The sequence below is a fragment of the Lacunimicrobium album genome, from assembly GCF_052161635.1.
GTDB lineage: Bacteria > Planctomycetota > Planctomycetia > Planctomycetales > Planctomycetaceae > SXPC01.
In genome coordinates, this window is the sequence record NZ_CP197413.1 from 882,447 (window position 1) to 898,573 (window position 16,127).

At 53.1% G+C, this 16,127-nt stretch carries 7 protein-coding genes; 6 read left to right on the plus strand and 1 reads right to left on the minus strand.

Annotated features, from left to right (window positions below; translation table 11 throughout):
• The first annotated feature begins 10 nt into the window (after positions 1-10).
• Positions 11-520, plus strand: a complete 510-nt coding sequence (locus SH248x_RS03480; RefSeq protein WP_459557132.1) for a hypothetical protein — start codon at positions 11-13, stop codon at positions 518-520.
• Between the two features lie 192 nt (positions 521-712).
• Positions 713-1,954 (plus strand): polysaccharide biosynthesis/export family protein, encoded by a 1,242-nt coding sequence (locus SH248x_RS03485; protein WP_459557133.1) that lies wholly within the window; start codon positions 713-715, stop codon positions 1,952-1,954.
• 74 nt (positions 1,955-2,028) lie between these two features.
• Here SH248x_RS03485 and SH248x_RS03490 read toward each other — a convergent pair whose 3' ends face one another.
• Positions 2,029-4,368 carry a polysaccharide biosynthesis tyrosine autokinase gene (locus SH248x_RS03490; protein WP_459557134.1) on the minus strand — a complete coding sequence of 780 codons (2,340 nt, stop codon included), beginning with the start codon at positions 4,366-4,368 and terminating at the stop codon, positions 2,029-2,031.
• 438 nt (positions 4,369-4,806) lie between these two features.
• Between SH248x_RS03490 and SH248x_RS03495 the strand changes: the two genes are divergently transcribed.
• Genes SH248x_RS03495 through SH248x_RS03510 form a run of 4 tightly spaced genes read left to right on the plus strand, consistent with a single transcriptional unit; the run spans position 4,807 to position 16,080 of the window.
• Positions 4,807-6,330 (plus strand): SDR family oxidoreductase, encoded by a 1,524-nt coding sequence (locus SH248x_RS03495; RefSeq protein ID WP_459557135.1) that lies wholly within the window; start codon positions 4,807-4,809, stop codon positions 6,328-6,330.
• A 14-nt stretch (positions 6,331-6,344) separates the two neighbouring features.
• Positions 6,345-14,084: an SDR family NAD(P)-dependent oxidoreductase gene (locus tag SH248x_RS03500; protein WP_459557136.1), complete on the plus strand. Its 7,740-nt coding sequence runs from the start codon at positions 6,345-6,347 to the stop codon at positions 14,082-14,084.
• Between the two features lie 13 nt (positions 14,085-14,097).
• Positions 14,098-15,309, plus strand: coding sequence for an aromatic ring-hydroxylating oxygenase subunit alpha (locus tag SH248x_RS03505; RefSeq protein WP_459557137.1), 1,212 nt, complete (start codon positions 14,098-14,100; stop codon positions 15,307-15,309).
• Positions 15,310-15,318: 9 nt separating this feature from the next.
• Positions 15,319-16,080 (plus strand): Rossmann-fold NAD(P)-binding domain-containing protein, encoded by a 762-nt coding sequence (locus SH248x_RS03510; protein ID WP_459557138.1) that lies wholly within the window; start codon positions 15,319-15,321, stop codon positions 16,078-16,080.
• Positions 16,081-16,127 lie beyond the last annotated feature (47 nt).

The window sequence follows — 16,127 nt, forward strand, 5'->3', positions numbered from 1 at the left end:
CTTCACAGCAATGTCTCCCATACGAAACATCGCGATATTATCCAGCCTGGCCGTCTTAATGGCTGCCACAGGTTGTGCGTCTCTCTACGACGGACACTACGAGAAAACGCAAAAGTTCCGTGCCATGAAGGCATGGTACGGCTATTCGTGGAGTTCGGACGAGAAGTACTCCTGTGATTATAAAGACGGCTGGAAAGCCGGCTATTATGATGTCTTGACGGGGAACTGTGGCAAGCCGCCCATGTTTCCTCCCAAGAGATACTGGTGCCCGAACCAGATCACGAAAGAATGTGATCTGAACCGCTACGAGTGGTACATCGGCTTTCATGACGGCGTGAACTGCGCCCGTCTCCAGCCGGACACTCACTATATCCGACCATGGATGCCAGAGTATTGCGAGCCTCAGATCCAGGGCTCAATGCTGACTGAGCCGATGCTTGAGCCACTGCCAAGTGTCGACGTCCCGGAACCAACCAGCAACCTGGTTGAACCACCGCTAACTGAACCAGCTTCAAACTGATTCACAGCTTCCACGCGTTATATTTTGTCCAACAGACTCCCAGGATACGTAAAGAACTCACGGGTTGAGATTGGACATCGCCTCGTCTGGTGATGTTCATCACAGGGACTGATCTCAACCAGGAAAGGAATCCCAATGAGACCTTTTACTTTCGCTCATCGTTTGCGTACCGTGGGTTTCACAACTCTGTTGATGACCGCCGCGCTCACCACGGGATGCCGCACAATCAATAGCGGTGCCCATGCAGTACCCGCTGCTCGGATCGATCCAAACCTCTTTGGCGAATCCAAAGAGGGGCAGATGCCGATCGTCTTCACGGCTCTCGGCCAGAAGAAGCCACCTGCTCACGTGGTCGACGCAGGCGATACTCTTGCTGTCTACATTCACGGCGTTCTGCCCGCATCGGTCGATGATACGCCGGTTCTCGAGCAGTTCCAGAGCTTGAATCAGGTCTACTATCCTCCAGGTGGTACGATTCTGCGACCTGCCACTGGTCTGCCAGTCACTGTCAATCCAGATGGAACAGTTGAACTGCCGCTGGTCGGGATGGTTAATGTCTCTGGTTTGACCCTTGTCGAGGTTTCAGAAAAAATCCGCGAGGTTTATCGAGGCCAGGAAATTATCCAGGCGAATCGCGAGCGAGTCTCTGTTTCGCTTGTAACCCCTCGCGTCAAACGGATCGTTGTGCTTCGCCAGGACACGCCTAACCCGAGTGCTGCATTGACCCCTCCGGGAGTTGTTGAGCAGATTCACCGTGGTTCAGCAAGTATTGTTGACCTGCCCGCCTACGAAAACGACGTCCTCCATGCTCTGGCATATACCGGCGGTTTGCCTGGAACCGATGCCGTTGAGGAAGCATGGGTGATGAAGAGTACATGCTTTGTACCAAACGATTCCATGGACTCGGAAACAATGAAGCGTGTTCTGGAGCAGTGCCGTGAAGCAGGGCATAAAGTGACCAGAATCCCTCTTCGCGGACAGGCAGGTTGCGCACTTCCATTCAAACCCGAAGACGTCATTCTTGAAGAAGGCGATGTCCTCTTCATCCCGCGTCGGAACGAGTACTTCTATACTGGCGGGATGCTCGGCGGTGCGAAGATTCCTCTTCCATACAACGATGACCTGGACGTGATTGAAGCGATTGCCCTGGCGACCAACTCGGTCGGTGGTCCCTTAGGTCAGTCCGGTGCGGCTCTGCAAGGAAATGCAAACCCTGGCTATGTCTTCAAGCCAACACGTGCATTGGTCCTTCGAAAGATGCCAGACGGAAGCCAGATTCAGATTCGTGTCGACCTCGCCCGAGCAATGCGAGATCCCAAAGAGCGTCTGATCATCCGACATGGAGACCTGTTGGTCTTGAGCTGTAAGCCACTTGCTGCCACTGCCAACGTGTTCTTCAACACAATCAATGTGAACGGGTTCTTCGTTGACTAAGTAAGATGGTGATAAATAAAAAAGGCAACCTCGGATCGAGGTTGCCTTTTTTTGTTGATAGATCCAGCTTTGAACTAGTTCTTGACCTTACGGTTTGAACCGTAGTAACGGTAGTTCTCGTATTCACCAGCGAATTCTTTTCCGCTCCCGTAAGCGTTGACGATGATGCCTTTCAGGTTAGCACCTGCACTCGTCAGTCGATTGACGGAATCAAGAACGTTCTTCTTCGTATCCAGCGAAGTACGCACGACAAGAACGGTGGCATCGGTCTTTTGTGAAATAATCGCAGGATCGGCGACAAGGAGAATCGGGCCTGAGTCGACGAGGATGAGGTCGAATTCTGGCTCGAGTTCCTGGAGCATCGATTCAAAACGCGATGATTGAAGCAGCTCGGCAGGATTCTTAACGGGGGAACCAGCTGAGAGAATTGACATGTTCTCAATTTTGGTAGATCGGACAAGTTCCAGCGGGGATGCCTTCATCTGAAGAACTTCCGACAGTCCTTTTCCGATGTTCTCATCGAAGAACTCGTGCATAGTTGGTGCACGCATATCGGCATCGATCATCAAAACTTTGAGACCGCTGTCTGCGAAGGTCGTACCCAGGTTTGCCAGGATCGTCGACTTACCATCCTGCTTCTGAGAGCTTGTCATCGATAAAGTCTTGAGGTGTCCCTGTTTAACATCGAGTAGCATGTTTGTGCGAAGCAGGCGGAACTTCTCAGCGGCAGGAGAATCTGGATCGACCAGACCTCGGCCGTGACGTCGGCTTCGGAATTTACGCAAACGCATCACCTGTCCGAGAATTGGAAGATTTGTTGTCTCGAAAATCTGCTGGGTCGAAGTAAACCGTGCCCCATTGGTGGCATGAAGAAGGCTGATCATGAAGCCGACCAAAAGTCCTGCGAACGTGAAGCCTGCACCGCAGAGCTTCACGTTTGGCCAGACATGCTGACCTGGTCGAGGTGATTCCAGAACTTCGTGGATGTAACCACTCAGACCCGAAGCCGTGTCGAGGTTACGAAGCTGTTCGACAATCGACGCATAAAGATCCTGCTTACGGGTGATTTCTTCTTGAAGGATCTTGTCTTTCAATTCGAATGCGATCAGCTCTTTTGCTTCTGCTTCAACAAGACGTCCCTGCTCTTTGAGGTCGATTTGTCTTTGTGCCAAAGTTTCTTTGTCTGTTGTCAGGAAACCCAGATAGGCACCGATCAGTGATTCAGGTGTCATCTTGATATCAAGCATGTTGACTTCAGTCTTCTGGCCGTTTTCTGCAACGAAGCGTTTGACCAGAGAAATCTGATCGCGGATTTTCTGAACTTCAGGGTGCTGAGGTCCGAAGTCTGCGAGCAATTCCTGCTCTTTTGACATCAGCATGAGCAGATTGGAATACTGCGTTCGTGCTTCTTCCAGGCGCAGAGGTTGAGCAGCCTGGAATGTCGATGTTTGAGATCCGCCCATCTGCAGTTGAGCAAAGACGCCCAGGCGTTCGAGGCTCTGTGTGTCAATCAAAGCCAGTTTGTCGAGGTCGGAGCCGTTGTTTTCGTCGAGACGTTTCAGGTTGTTGGTGACTTTATCAAGTCTGGCTTGGACTGAATTCTGCTCGATTTCCACGGTGACGAGTTCGTCTTGAATGCGTCGATATTTTTCCAGATACAGGTTTGAAGAGCCTTCACCGGAATAAATCAGCGGTGCTTCGCGTCGAGCTTCCAGGTAGCGAGCCTCGATGTCACGAATTTCTTTCTCGACCTCTCCTTGAGCTTTGCTGACCAGGGCATAAGTCTGAGTCATCACTTTGCTCAACTGGTCATCAATAAATTGCTCGTATTCGAGGACAACTGCTTCGAGGATCTGTTGTGCATCAGTGGGAGATGTGTGCGTAAATTCAATTGTCAAGCTGCGTGCAACGCGAGCAGAACCAGCACCGCCCTTAACGATTTCCAGGTTTTCGATCACGTAATCAGTCGCGTCGACTTCGTCTTTGAGGTGGGCAACGATTGACGGCAGCTGATTGAGTTGATTGTGGGACAGAGCTTTTTCGATGATCGCCCGGCTTTTGATGATTTCCATGTGGTCAGCCATGACGTCTTCATCGAATTGCTTCTCTCCGTACTGTGTCTCACCGGGCTTGGCAAGTCTTGCATCTTTCAGCGTGACCAGGACCTTTGCAGAGGACTGATACCATGGCTCTGCGGTCGCACAGTACGCCAAAGCAGCCGACAAACCCAGCATTCCGAAGGTACCCATGAGAAGCCAATACGACTTCAGAATCTTAACGATATCGACTGAACCGATGTCGTTTTCGTTGTTCGGCTGGCTGAGCTTCGGAGTTTTCGGTGTGGCAGGTAGGCGAGATCCGGGAGAAATGGGAGAGGGATCGATGGTGGGCATATGCTTGGTCTGTCTGATCATGACCTGAATATTTCCGAAAAAAAAGGAAGGAGGTACTGCCCCGCCCACAGATTCTTTGAGACAAGGGTAGCAAAATCAAACATAAAGTCGGAAAAGTCGGGAATAAAATCAATTCCGTAGATTGACCAATCTACGTGATTTGATAAGTAAAATGTTGACTGGAGTGTTTGCCACGGTTGTAACATGACTGTACGCGTGTGGGTAGACGATTGAAGACAGTTTTTGCAATTGTTACACGCAAAGTCGTGTAATACAGGGGTTGTGATCAAGATCGCTTTATGCCGGTCACAAGACCCAATGGCTGATTTTCGCTTGAATTGAGGAAGACGAATCGTGCAATTGGTGGGTCAGGCCCCTAAACTTCGCAAGTAGTAAAAGACTTAGACTCTACGCGACCGCGATTTGTGAAACTTTCATCAGGACGAGAATTCAGACCTTATGTCCGCACGTCCCTACACGTTACTGACCGGCTCAACGGGTCTGATTGGCGGTCATTTGGTGCGAGAGTTGCTGGAACGCCAGATTCCAGTGGCCTTACTCGTGCGTGATTCATTGACTGGAGATGCGACCTCGAAGGTCGAGCTGCTTCTTGCCAAACTGGAAGAATCATCTGAACGGGAATACGTTCGCCCGCGAATCATTACCGGTGACTTTGCAAAACCAGGACTGGATGTGTCTGTAGAAGACCGTGCCTGGATTGGAAGATTCTGCAGCCGGGTACTCCACAACGCTGCTCATCTGTCATTCAAGTCTGCTGCTGAGCATGCCCATGGGGAGCCATACCGGACGAATGTGGATGGACTCGTTGAACTTGTTGAACTCTGTCGAGGTTGTGAGATCACTGAATTTCACCATGTTTCCTCTGCCTATGTCTGTGGAAACAGAAGCGGAAGAATTCTGGAAACCGAGTTGAACAACGGGCAGTCTTTTTCAAATGACTACGAACATAGCAAGCTTCTCGGAGAAGAGTTGCTGAGAACCTATTTCGAGCATCTGACTGTTTACCGACCGTCGATTGTGATCGACCCATCCCTCAAACTGGCCAACCTGGGTGACCGCACGATTTATCAGGCGTATTCCGTCTATGAATACATTGCGAAGATGTTTGGTCGACCTGCCAAAGGTGATCTGATTGCCGCTATTGGGATGTCAGGAAATGAGAGGAAGAACCTCGTCACAGCAGAATGGATTGCCTCGACGATCGCTCATATTCTGGCCGACGATACGTTTCATGGTCGGACTTTTCACCTGACCCATCGTCAGGGAACGACAATTCGTGAGATCGACGAAGCTTTTTGTCAGATCCTGGAAGAAAAGGATATCGGGCGACCCCGAAATGGGAATATGCCGTTGGAGAAAATCACTCAGAGTGCCATGAGTGAGCAGTTTATCAAAACCTTTGCACCTTACTTCCGCGATGATCCGGTGTTCGATCAGACAAATGTGCTGGCAGCATTCGATGGTGATGTCGGTCAACTCGCTCCTGATGTGGGTGTTGATTCATTGCGTCGACTGGTGGTTTCAGACTCCGAAACAACGTCAAACGCCCCAAAGCCGCTTCATCAAAGTGTTCGCGCTGCCGGTCAGTGGCTTGCATTCATTGATGAATGCCATGTCGAGAAATCCTCGGGACATCAACTGTCTGGATATCGAGTCGGTCTCGTCTTGCATGGCCTGGGTGGTGGCGACTGGTTGATTACTAAAGCAAAAGATGGTCGTCCGGTTGTCTCGGCAGGTGGGGCAGAATCAGCAGACGATGTTCTCTCGAGTTCATCGTTGGCCTGGGAAAACTGGTTGAATACCGAACATCCCGTTGATGAGCTGATGCGTTCAGGGCAGGCGATGTTCGAGCGACGTCAGACCGCTGATCATGATCATCAGCATGAGAAACTGCTGTGCGATTTGAGACGTCTATTTGTTGAACGATCTCATCAACTGGTTGAGTCGAAGGATCGCATTTAATTAAGAGTTCCGGCATGAGCAAGACGACGAAGCCATTGACTGACGAACTGGTGATCCTGGGGTTGGAGTGTCACCTCCCCGGTGCAGAGGATGTGCGCGCTTTTGAAAAGCTGCTTGTCAGCGGCAAGACAGCGTATGAAGAGCTTCCAGAAGATCGCGTTCAGGCAGACCGCCACTTCGATGAGCGGATGGGACAGCCCGGAAAGACTTACACGACGCTGGGTGGCCTTGTTGCAGAGAAGCCCTTTGATCTGAACTTCATGCGTCTCAAAGACACAGATCTGGGAACTTATGACCCAGTTCACTTGAGGTTTTGTGAGACCGCGCTGCGCGCTTGGCGAAATTCCGGTTTGAATGAACAAGATTCTCTGCTGAAGCAAGCCGGCGTCTATGTGGGACATTCGGGGGCCACTCGTTACGCGGGTGATGTCTCGATGGCGACGATGGTCGTCGAAGGTCTGGAAATTCTTCGTCAACTGCCTGCATTTCAAAGTCTCGATCAGAACTCGCAGCAGGCGGTCATCGATCAGGTCTCCAGCGATATTCGTTCGAAGCGACGGACGCGAAGTCCGTCTCAGCCGCGTCTGTATGATGGATACATCGCTGCCTCTCTCGCGGCTGGCCAGTTAGGACTTCAGGGGCCGAAGATTGTCGTTGATGCAGCGTGTGCGTCATCTCTATACGCCTTGCAGCAGGCCGCGCTTGCGATCTGGGCGGGTCGAATCCCTGCTGCGATCGTGGGAGGTGCGACCAGTAACAGTGTCGACAATCTGATCCTGTTTTCGCAGTCTCAGGCATGCAGTCCCAAGGGGTCTTATCCTTTCGACCAGCAGGCCAGCGGGCTCGTGAGCTCGGAAGGTTACGCAGCGATCGTCGTGACGACTCGCAGTCTGGCAGAGAAACTCGGACGACCCGTTCTTGCCGTGATCGAAGGAATCGGAACAGCTTCTGATGGCCGAGGCAAATCGTTGTGGGCACCACGCCAGGAAGGGCAGGTTCTTGCTATTTCGCGGGCCTACCCTCCCTCTTCGCCGCTGGAGATCGATTACCTGGAAGGGCATGCGACCGGAACACAACTTGGCGATGCGACCGAATTAGAATCGGTTTCGCAGTTGCGAACAAATCGAAACGGTCCCCTGCTGATGGGGAGTGTGAAGTCCAATCTGGGGCACACGCTGGAAACCGCGGGAATGGTCGGTCTGACAAAGATTATTCTCGCGATGACCTCGGGGACGATTCCTCCGACGGTCAATGTTCGTCAGCTGACGGATCGATTTGAATGGTCGAAGAAGACCGTTGAAATTGTTCGCACGCCGACGCCCTGGCCGAAAAAAACATCGTCAACGAAAGATGTCGCAAAGCGTGGCGCCGTCAGTGCGTTTGGGATTGGCGGGTTGAATGCCCACGTCACGATCCGACAGGGAACAGCCAGTGATCCTCGCTCCAACTTCCCGGAGCGGAAGGCGTTTGAGCCGATTGCGATCGTGGGACGAGGTCTCGTCTTACCTGGTGCGCTGAACATTCAGGAATTCTCAAAGGCGCTGAGTACGGATGCCAGCTTTATTCGTCCGATGCCCGAACATCGCTGGCGTGGACAAGCTGGGATTAGTAGTGGAGCGAATCATCAGCCGCATCATGTTCCCCACAACAAGGCAGGCTGGATCGAGAACTATCGCTTTGAAAGTCGCGACTTCCGCATTCCGCCCAAGCAGATTTCGCAGTCGAATCCCATTCAGATGATGCTGCTGGATGCCGTCCGACAGGCTTTGTCGGAGATGGGGGTTCAAGATCTTCCTTCTGTGAGCAAGATCATCGATACCGTCACGACCGGTGTCGTGGTGGGAACCGTTTTCGGAGGCGAGTTCTCGAATCAGCTGCAGTTTGGACTGCGACTGCCCGAAGTTTGCGAGCGACTCTTCGTGTCTCTGGTGGCAAAGGGGTTCGATTCTCGTTCGGCTGAACAGATCTGTCAGCAATTTCGAGATGCTTACTTGAAAGACCGTCCTGCTCTGCTGGATGAGACCGGCAGTTTCACGGCGAGCACGCTTTCGTCCCGGATTGCGAAGTCGTTCGACTGCATGGGTGGAGCCTATTCGATCGATGCGGACGATCCCTCGGATCTTGCCGCATTGACCCTTGCCGTTGATTACCTGCAGGCCGGTTTGTGGTCGACGGCCATTGTCGGCACTGCACAACGATCTCTCGATCTGGCATCCTTTGAACAGCTGGATGCGAACGGACGACTGGTTCGCAGCGGGGACATCTCTGAAGTTCTGAAAGACAATCAATCGATTCTGCCGGGCGAAGGAGTGGTCGTTTTTGTGCTTCAGAAGCTCTCCGAAGCGAAACGACGCGGTCTGAAAGTCTTTGGTGTGCTTGGAGTTCCGCCAGATACTCAACAAAGACTATCCCAACAGGATGACGCGGGACGCGGACTGGCCAGAAAATTCGGATATCTGGTCGGTTCCCAACAATTCGTACGACTTGCGGCTGAAACGTCAAAATGGGAGAAACAGGGCTCTTGGCGCGATCAAATTACCTCGGCTGATGTAAATTTGGTTGCAACAGCTCATGACAAAACGACATACTGCCTTACTTGTACAGATCCCCACCAGTTTGAACGACGACCTGCCCAGACTGCCAAACCCTCCCCCATGTCAGCACCTGCCTCGAAACCACTTATGATTCAACCTGTGACTACCCCTGCCAAGAAACATGTCAAAGGAGCAGTCTTTCCACTGCGTTTGTCATCGACAACTTTGGACGGACTGACTCAATCTTTGCGTGCTGTTGTGGAAGCCGGTCGTCAGGCTGGATTGGAAACGGATTCATCCTACGCAGGATTGAATTGGCGCTGTTCGATCACGGCTGCGTCTGATGATGAGTTGAAAAGCCGAGCCGGTCGATTGCTGCAAGAAATCGGTCGCGGCAAGACGGGGGGTGTTTTTGAATCGATCCAGGCGATTCTCTGGAATAAGACGTCAGCCGACAGCATTCGAATTGGCTGGGTTTATCCAGGCCAGGGCTCGTATTATGACCAGCCGCTGGGCTTTCTTGATCAGCCGATAGCCGAACAAATCATCGGACGAATTGACCGTGCCTGCCAGTCGATCGGCGCCAAAGCGATTGGACCCGTGTTACGAGGGGCAGAAGAATATCGTCCGCAAGACGTCTGGATGAATCAGTTGTGGGTTCTTGCCTCCAGCCTGATTTCATCGTCACTTCTCAAACAGGCCGGCTTAGCTCCGCATGCTGTTCTTGGTCACAGTTTTGGTGACTATGCAGCCCTCACCGCTCATGGTGCCATCACAATTGAGCAGGCCGTGCAACTCGTCAAATGGCGAACGGATGCCGTGACAATGCGAGTCACCCAGCGCGGGAAACTGGTTTCCGTTCGCGGGACTTTGGCAGAGGTTCAGCGCGCGATCGCAGAAGCGAATCTGCCTTGTCTCATTACTCATCAGAATGCTCCGAGCCAGACGGTGATTGCTGTTTCCAGCGATGACGCGGAACGTGTTGTCGGTGCCCTGATGGATCGACGTCTGGCGAGCCTGAGCCTGTCGATTCCGGTTCCCTATCACACTCCGTGGTTGAGCGATGCGCAAAGTTACCTTGCTCAGGTCATGAAGGGGACGAACCTTCGTCCGATAAGTTCTGCGTTTCTCTCGACGACCAGTTTGAAATACCTGTCTGAACCTGAAGATCTCAAGGGCAACCTGCTGGCTCAGCTGACGAGCCCGGTGCTTTATCAACCTGCGGTCGAACGCATGATGCGGGATGGCTGCGATGTTCTGATCGAAGTCGGTCCCAATAACGTCCTGTCTCGCATGAACCATGAGATCAGTGGCGGGAACGCCCTCTGTGTCAGTGCTGATCTGCCTGGCGAAAGCTTCTCGTCACGTCTGGAATTCATCCAGGAAGTTCTCACGATCGCCGGATCTGAAGTCACGGTTGCGACTGCTCGACCAGTTTCCGTGACAGCTTCTTCGACGCTCAAACCTCAGGCTCAGGTCCAGCCCAAATCGACGTCCAATGTCGAGGTAATTGATCTCCGACGTGGAGCAGTTAGAGCTGCCAAAATCGAGCCACTCGCGAGCGAACGACTGCCGCATTCGAACGGCGTCTCTGCAAAACCTCCCTCTGCACCGCGAGTTGAAATTGAGGCAGAAGTTGTTCGAAGCGTCAGGAATGATGAGCCGAGCGACGAACCAACGGTGACAGCCGATGCTGCTCAAATCGAGATGTATCTGAAGACACTTCTCGTCGAGTTGACGGGCTATGAACCCTCCGTGATCGATCTGGATGCTGACCTTGAAGCAGACTTGGGTGTCGACAGCATTAAGAAGGCACAAGTCATCGGCGAAGCCGTCGAGTGCTACGGTATTACTGTCAATGCAACCTCAATGCGACTGGATCAATTCAAGACGCTCGCAGACATCAAGGCATTGATCGTCGAACATTCTCAGATTGATGAGCCGGCGCCCGCTGTGACTCCGGTCACATCAGCAGCGACGGTTCACGAGCCTGTCGCTGTTCCAGAGTCATCCATTGTCGAATCGGATGCATCAGTGGCTTCTGCGACAAGCCCGCAAGCGATCGCAGATTTTCTGATCACTCTGGTCGTGGATCAGACGGGTTACGAACGCGACCTTGTTGATCTGGATGCCGAACTCGAAGCAGATCTTGGGATCGACAGCATCAAGCAGGCCCAGATCCTGGGCGAAGTTCAGCAGCACTATGAGATCTCAAGCTTCCGTGCCGAACGCAGCACGCTGTCGCAGTTCAAAACCCTGCGGTCGATTCAGCAGTTTCTGCTCAATCAGATGTCCGGCGAGGAAATGGGTGGCGAGAGAGAGACGGCTGTCGAGAAGACTCACACCAGCATGCCAGTCTCTGTTGCCAAGCCTGAGACCAACGGTCACTCCGGCAAAACTAACGGCTCGATCTTTGATGTGTACGTGAATGGTCATTCTGATGACCAGATCGGGCGCATTGCGTACGAACATGGCTTCCGCAATCGCGAGCAGATCCAGAAGTCACTCCGAAACATGCTTCAACGTGGTGACCTTGCCTCAGCGGCGAATGGTCATACCGAAGAAGTTTCTATCGAAGTCAATTCACTGGCTCGTGGAGCAGGAGTTCCAGCCGAGAGTATTCAACTGGCTCGACGGTTCCTCCAGCGATCGCAGAACGAGACCTCCCTCGAAAAAAAAAAGGCTGAGCTGACAGCCGAGAAATCGTCTGCCCCTTTCACCAGCGCCCCTCTTCTGCCAGACGATGCAATGCGTCTGGTGATGAGAACCGTGAAGGCACCACATCGGGCTGGCATGCCGACAGAGCCCACTTTTAACGGCCCTGCGCTTGTCCTCGGCGATAACGCGATTGCTCGCGAACTGATGACTCGATTGAAGTCACGCGGGGTAAATGCTCACCAGCTGCACAGTGTCCAATCGCGAGACGAACTCGAAGCCCGTCTCGATGGCATCTGGGCACGGGAATCAACACCTCACATTTTCATCACGAGTCCATGGGATCCTGCTTCATTTCGTGATTTCGCTCTGAACGCCTGGAAACAGCGTCGCTTCGAAGCTCTCGAAGTTCCTTACCGCACTTGTCAGCGCTGGATGACTTCGCAGCTCAAGGCAGGCACATTCGGCCAGTCGTCGCTGATTCTCGTCACGAATGGTGGAGGTGACTTTGGCTTCTCCGGCAAGTCAATGGTCTCACCAGAGAGCGGGCTGTCTGGGTTGATGAAGGCGATTGTCATCGAGTCATGGATGCAGGGGGAACGCAGTACGCCCGTGAAGACGATTGATGTCAGTCCAGAGACGACTGCTTTGGATGCAGTGACAGCGATCTTCCAGGAACTGGCGGCTCCGTCTTACGAACCCGAGATTGCGATCTGCGGGAAAGAACGCTCGACGGCTCAGGCGTTTCATCGTCCATTGAATAATGAGAACCAAAGTCGTTCGACTCCAAAGATCACGCCGGGCAGTCACTGGGTTGTGACCGGCGGTGCACGAGGCATTACGACCGTCGTTGCTCAGGAGATCGCGCAGAAATATGGCATTGTGCTGCATCTGGTCGGCAAGTCACCTGCTCCTGCTCTGACAGAGAGTATTCGCTCGCGAGCTGTTGAGAATCGAGCAGCCCTCAAGCGTCAGGTCATCTTTGAAGCCAATAGTCGCGGTCAGAATGGGATCGAGACGTGGCGCAATCTCGAGAAAGCCATCGAGATTGACCAGTCACTGGCCCGCTTTGCAGACATCGGGATCAAAGCGTTTTATCACAGTGCTGATGTTTCGGATGTGTCCGAAATGTCGCAGGTCTTGAATACGATTCGACACCAGCATGGCGCGATCGAAGGTGTTCTCCATGGAGCGGGTATAGGCCAGGATGCCCGCTTTGATCTCAAACGACCAGACAAAGTCGATCAATGTCTCAAGGCGAAGATTGATGGCTGCATCAACCTGATGTCGCTGACGATGAAGGATCCTCTCAAGTGGATCATCACCTTCGGCTCAATCAGCGGACGCTTTGGCGCGAATGGACATACGGATTACTCACTGGCCAATGAGTCGATGGCCAAACTGGTCGATCGATATCGCACTGTTCGCCCGGAGGTTGCCTCGGTCAACTTCCACTGGCATGCCTGGGGTGATATCGGCATGGCGACCAAGCCGGAAACCAAGCTCGCTCTCGAGATGATCGATATCGAGTTCATGCCCGCCCGAATAGGGCTGATGCACTTGATGAACGAACTGGCCTACGGCGGCGATGAGCCGGAAGTCCTCATCACGGATCGCAAGTACTATCGCAAGTTCTTTCATCGGGATCGCGCTCAGACGACAGCCGTGAATGCGTTGCCGTTGCTCGATCCGGATGGAACTCGCCAGACTGCCGATGAAGTGATGTCTCTTTCGCTCGATCCTAAGAATGAGCGATTCCTGAGCCAGCACCGAGTTCAAGGAACTGCGACGCTGCCATTCGTTGTGGCGATGGAACTGATGGCCGAGGCTGTGCGGGCGAAGACCAATCAGGACGTTGTGGAACTGAAAGATGTCGCCGCTGTTCAAGCCGTGAAGTTCCCGGCTGACTTGCCGAGAACGGTTTCTTTCAAAGTCCAGCAACAAGGTGACGCCAGTTACTGCGAATTAACAGCGGATGTGATTCGTCGCGATGGACAGGTCGTCAGCCGCGATAAGACCTTCTTCCGAGGCTCGTACGTGACAGGGCAGACGTCTGCTCAGACATCTCGGTTTGAAGTGCCGAACGCCCGCGAAATTCAGAACTGGCAGGACGTCGTTTACCATGACGATCCAAACGGCGCGATTTTCCATGGCGATAGCCTGCGATGTCTGCGTCGGATTTCGATCGATGGAGACGAACTGATCGGCGAGATCTCTGCCAATTCGCCTTCGCATTTGAGTGGCGAAAATCGTCCGACAGTGAACTGGACGATCGCGCCCTCGGTGGTCGATGCCTGTCTTTATGCCGCTGCGATGCTGGCAGGGCGTCGCTTTGAAAAATTGAGTCTCCCCTCTCGCTTTGATCGAATTCTGATTGGTCGACTCCCAGATCCGGGTGAAATCTGTTATGTCACTTGTCGTGTGACAGGTGAGACGAGCAGTGGTGCAGTGATGACTGTGATTCTGACTGGTCAGAATGGTGACATGCTCTGGTTGGCAGAGGGATATCATCTGGCATGGTTAGGGCAGGGCGAGTCGATCGCGTTGGCATCGAGCAAGATGTAAGGCGTTTGTTGGCATGTTTCATAGTCCGGTTGCATTCACACCTCCGATTCCCCCTGAAGGCTACTACAGCCCTCAGCAGTTCGAGGCAGAATGCGCGCACGTCTTTGCGGACAGTTGGCATCTGGCTGGAACGATCGACCAACTCGAAAAGCCCGGCGACTACATCTCTTTGAAGATCATGGACGTGCCCGTTGTCGTCCGGAATTTCAGTGGCGAATTGATCGCGTTGCGAAACGTCTGTGCTCACCGTCATGCTCAACTGGTGTGTACGGCCTCTGGTCACAGTGAAACACTGAAGTGTCCTTACCATGGCTGGGAATATGGTCCCGATGGTCTGACACGAAAGATCCCGGCTGCGAAGAACTTTCCGCAGTTCAATCGAAAGCAGTACTGCCTCGATAAGTTCGCTGTCGAGACTTGTGGGCAACTCGTCTTTGTTCGTCTGACATCGAGTGGGCTTTCGCTGCGAGACTGGATGGGCGAGCGATTCGACATGATCGCAGAATGGTTCAACGCAGAACGGTGGAGCCATGCGATGACGCTCAACTTCGAGTATCCATGCAACTGGAAGATTCCGATCGAAGCGTCTCTCGAGAGTTATCACATCCCGAGCGTCCATTCCAAAACATTCGCGGAAGACCCCGGCGAGCCAAACAGCGATCACTTCTTCCACGAAACCGGAACCTCGATGCAGACTGTTTTCGAGGGAGGACGCATCGTTGATCGATTGCTCGTCTTCTGGGAGAGAATCGTCTTCTGGATGATGGGTGTCCGACACACCATCGGCTATCAGCATCACCACATCTTTCCGAATCTGCTGGTCTCGCACACCGCGTCGTTAACGATCGCGCAGGTGATCTTGCCAGAATCGCTGACGACTTCTCGCGGGATCGTGATTCAGGTCGGGCGCCGTGCAGAACGGACAAACGCGGTCGCGTTGGCGGCGTCGTGGTGGTGGAGAACCTTTTCGACCTGGCTGACGAAGCCGATTCTCAATGAAGACATTGGCATTTACCCTGCAGTTCAGGCGGGAGTCCATGCAGCAAAACGTTCGGGGATTCTAGGGCGGTGTGAAGAGCGGCTTTATGCTTCGCAGCGTTACATTGCGCAACGAATCAATGGCGTGGCGCATCAGTCGACGATGATTGACGACATCGCAAAACTTCAGGAAGAACAACAACCGGCGACGACCGAAGTCTCGCTGGCACAGCAAGAGAATGTTTGAAGACAAACAATGATTGACCTCAGCGGAAAAACAGCAATTGTCACCGGGGCATCCCGAGGGATCGGTCGCGCCTGCGCCATTCGACTGGCAGGTCTCGGCGCGACGGTGGTCGTGAACTATTTGAATTCGACGGAAGGCGCCTCCTCGACCGTTTCGACAATTCAACAGAACGGCGGGAACGCGATCGCGATTCGTGCCGATGTCTCCTCACGAGACGATATCGTCGGGCTCGTGGACTACACACATGATCGCTTTGGTTCTGTCGATATTGTGATCAGCAATGCAGCCGCCGGGGGGTTCAAGCCGACCAGCGAAGTGACCACGTTGAATTTTCAAAGCGTCATGCAGCACAATACACTGCCTCTGCTGTGGCTGGCGCAAGCAGTTTCAGCCAAGCCTCGCGGGGATGGCGTTATTAAATTCACCGCAATCTCCAGTCACGGCTCGCAGCGTATCGTGCCCAACTACGGCGCGATCGGGATCAGCAAAGCAGCGATTGAAGCACTTGTACGACAACTCTCGTACGAACTTGGTCCGCAGGGGATGAACTTCAACACAGTTCTTTCAGGCATGGTTGAGACGCAGGCGGTTGCTTCGATGCCAGACATGGCAAACATTTTGAAGTCCGCCCAGGAATTGATGCTGGTGAAACGTCAGCAGCTTCGACCTGAGGATATCGCGGACGTGGTCGCGTTTCTCTCAAGCCCATCCAGCGACATGATTCAAGGGCAGGTCATTGTCGTCGATGGAGGTGTCATGAATCGAGTCTGACGAAAAAACAGGGCGAGAAGAATGAGTCGAAAGCGGGCGAACGAAAG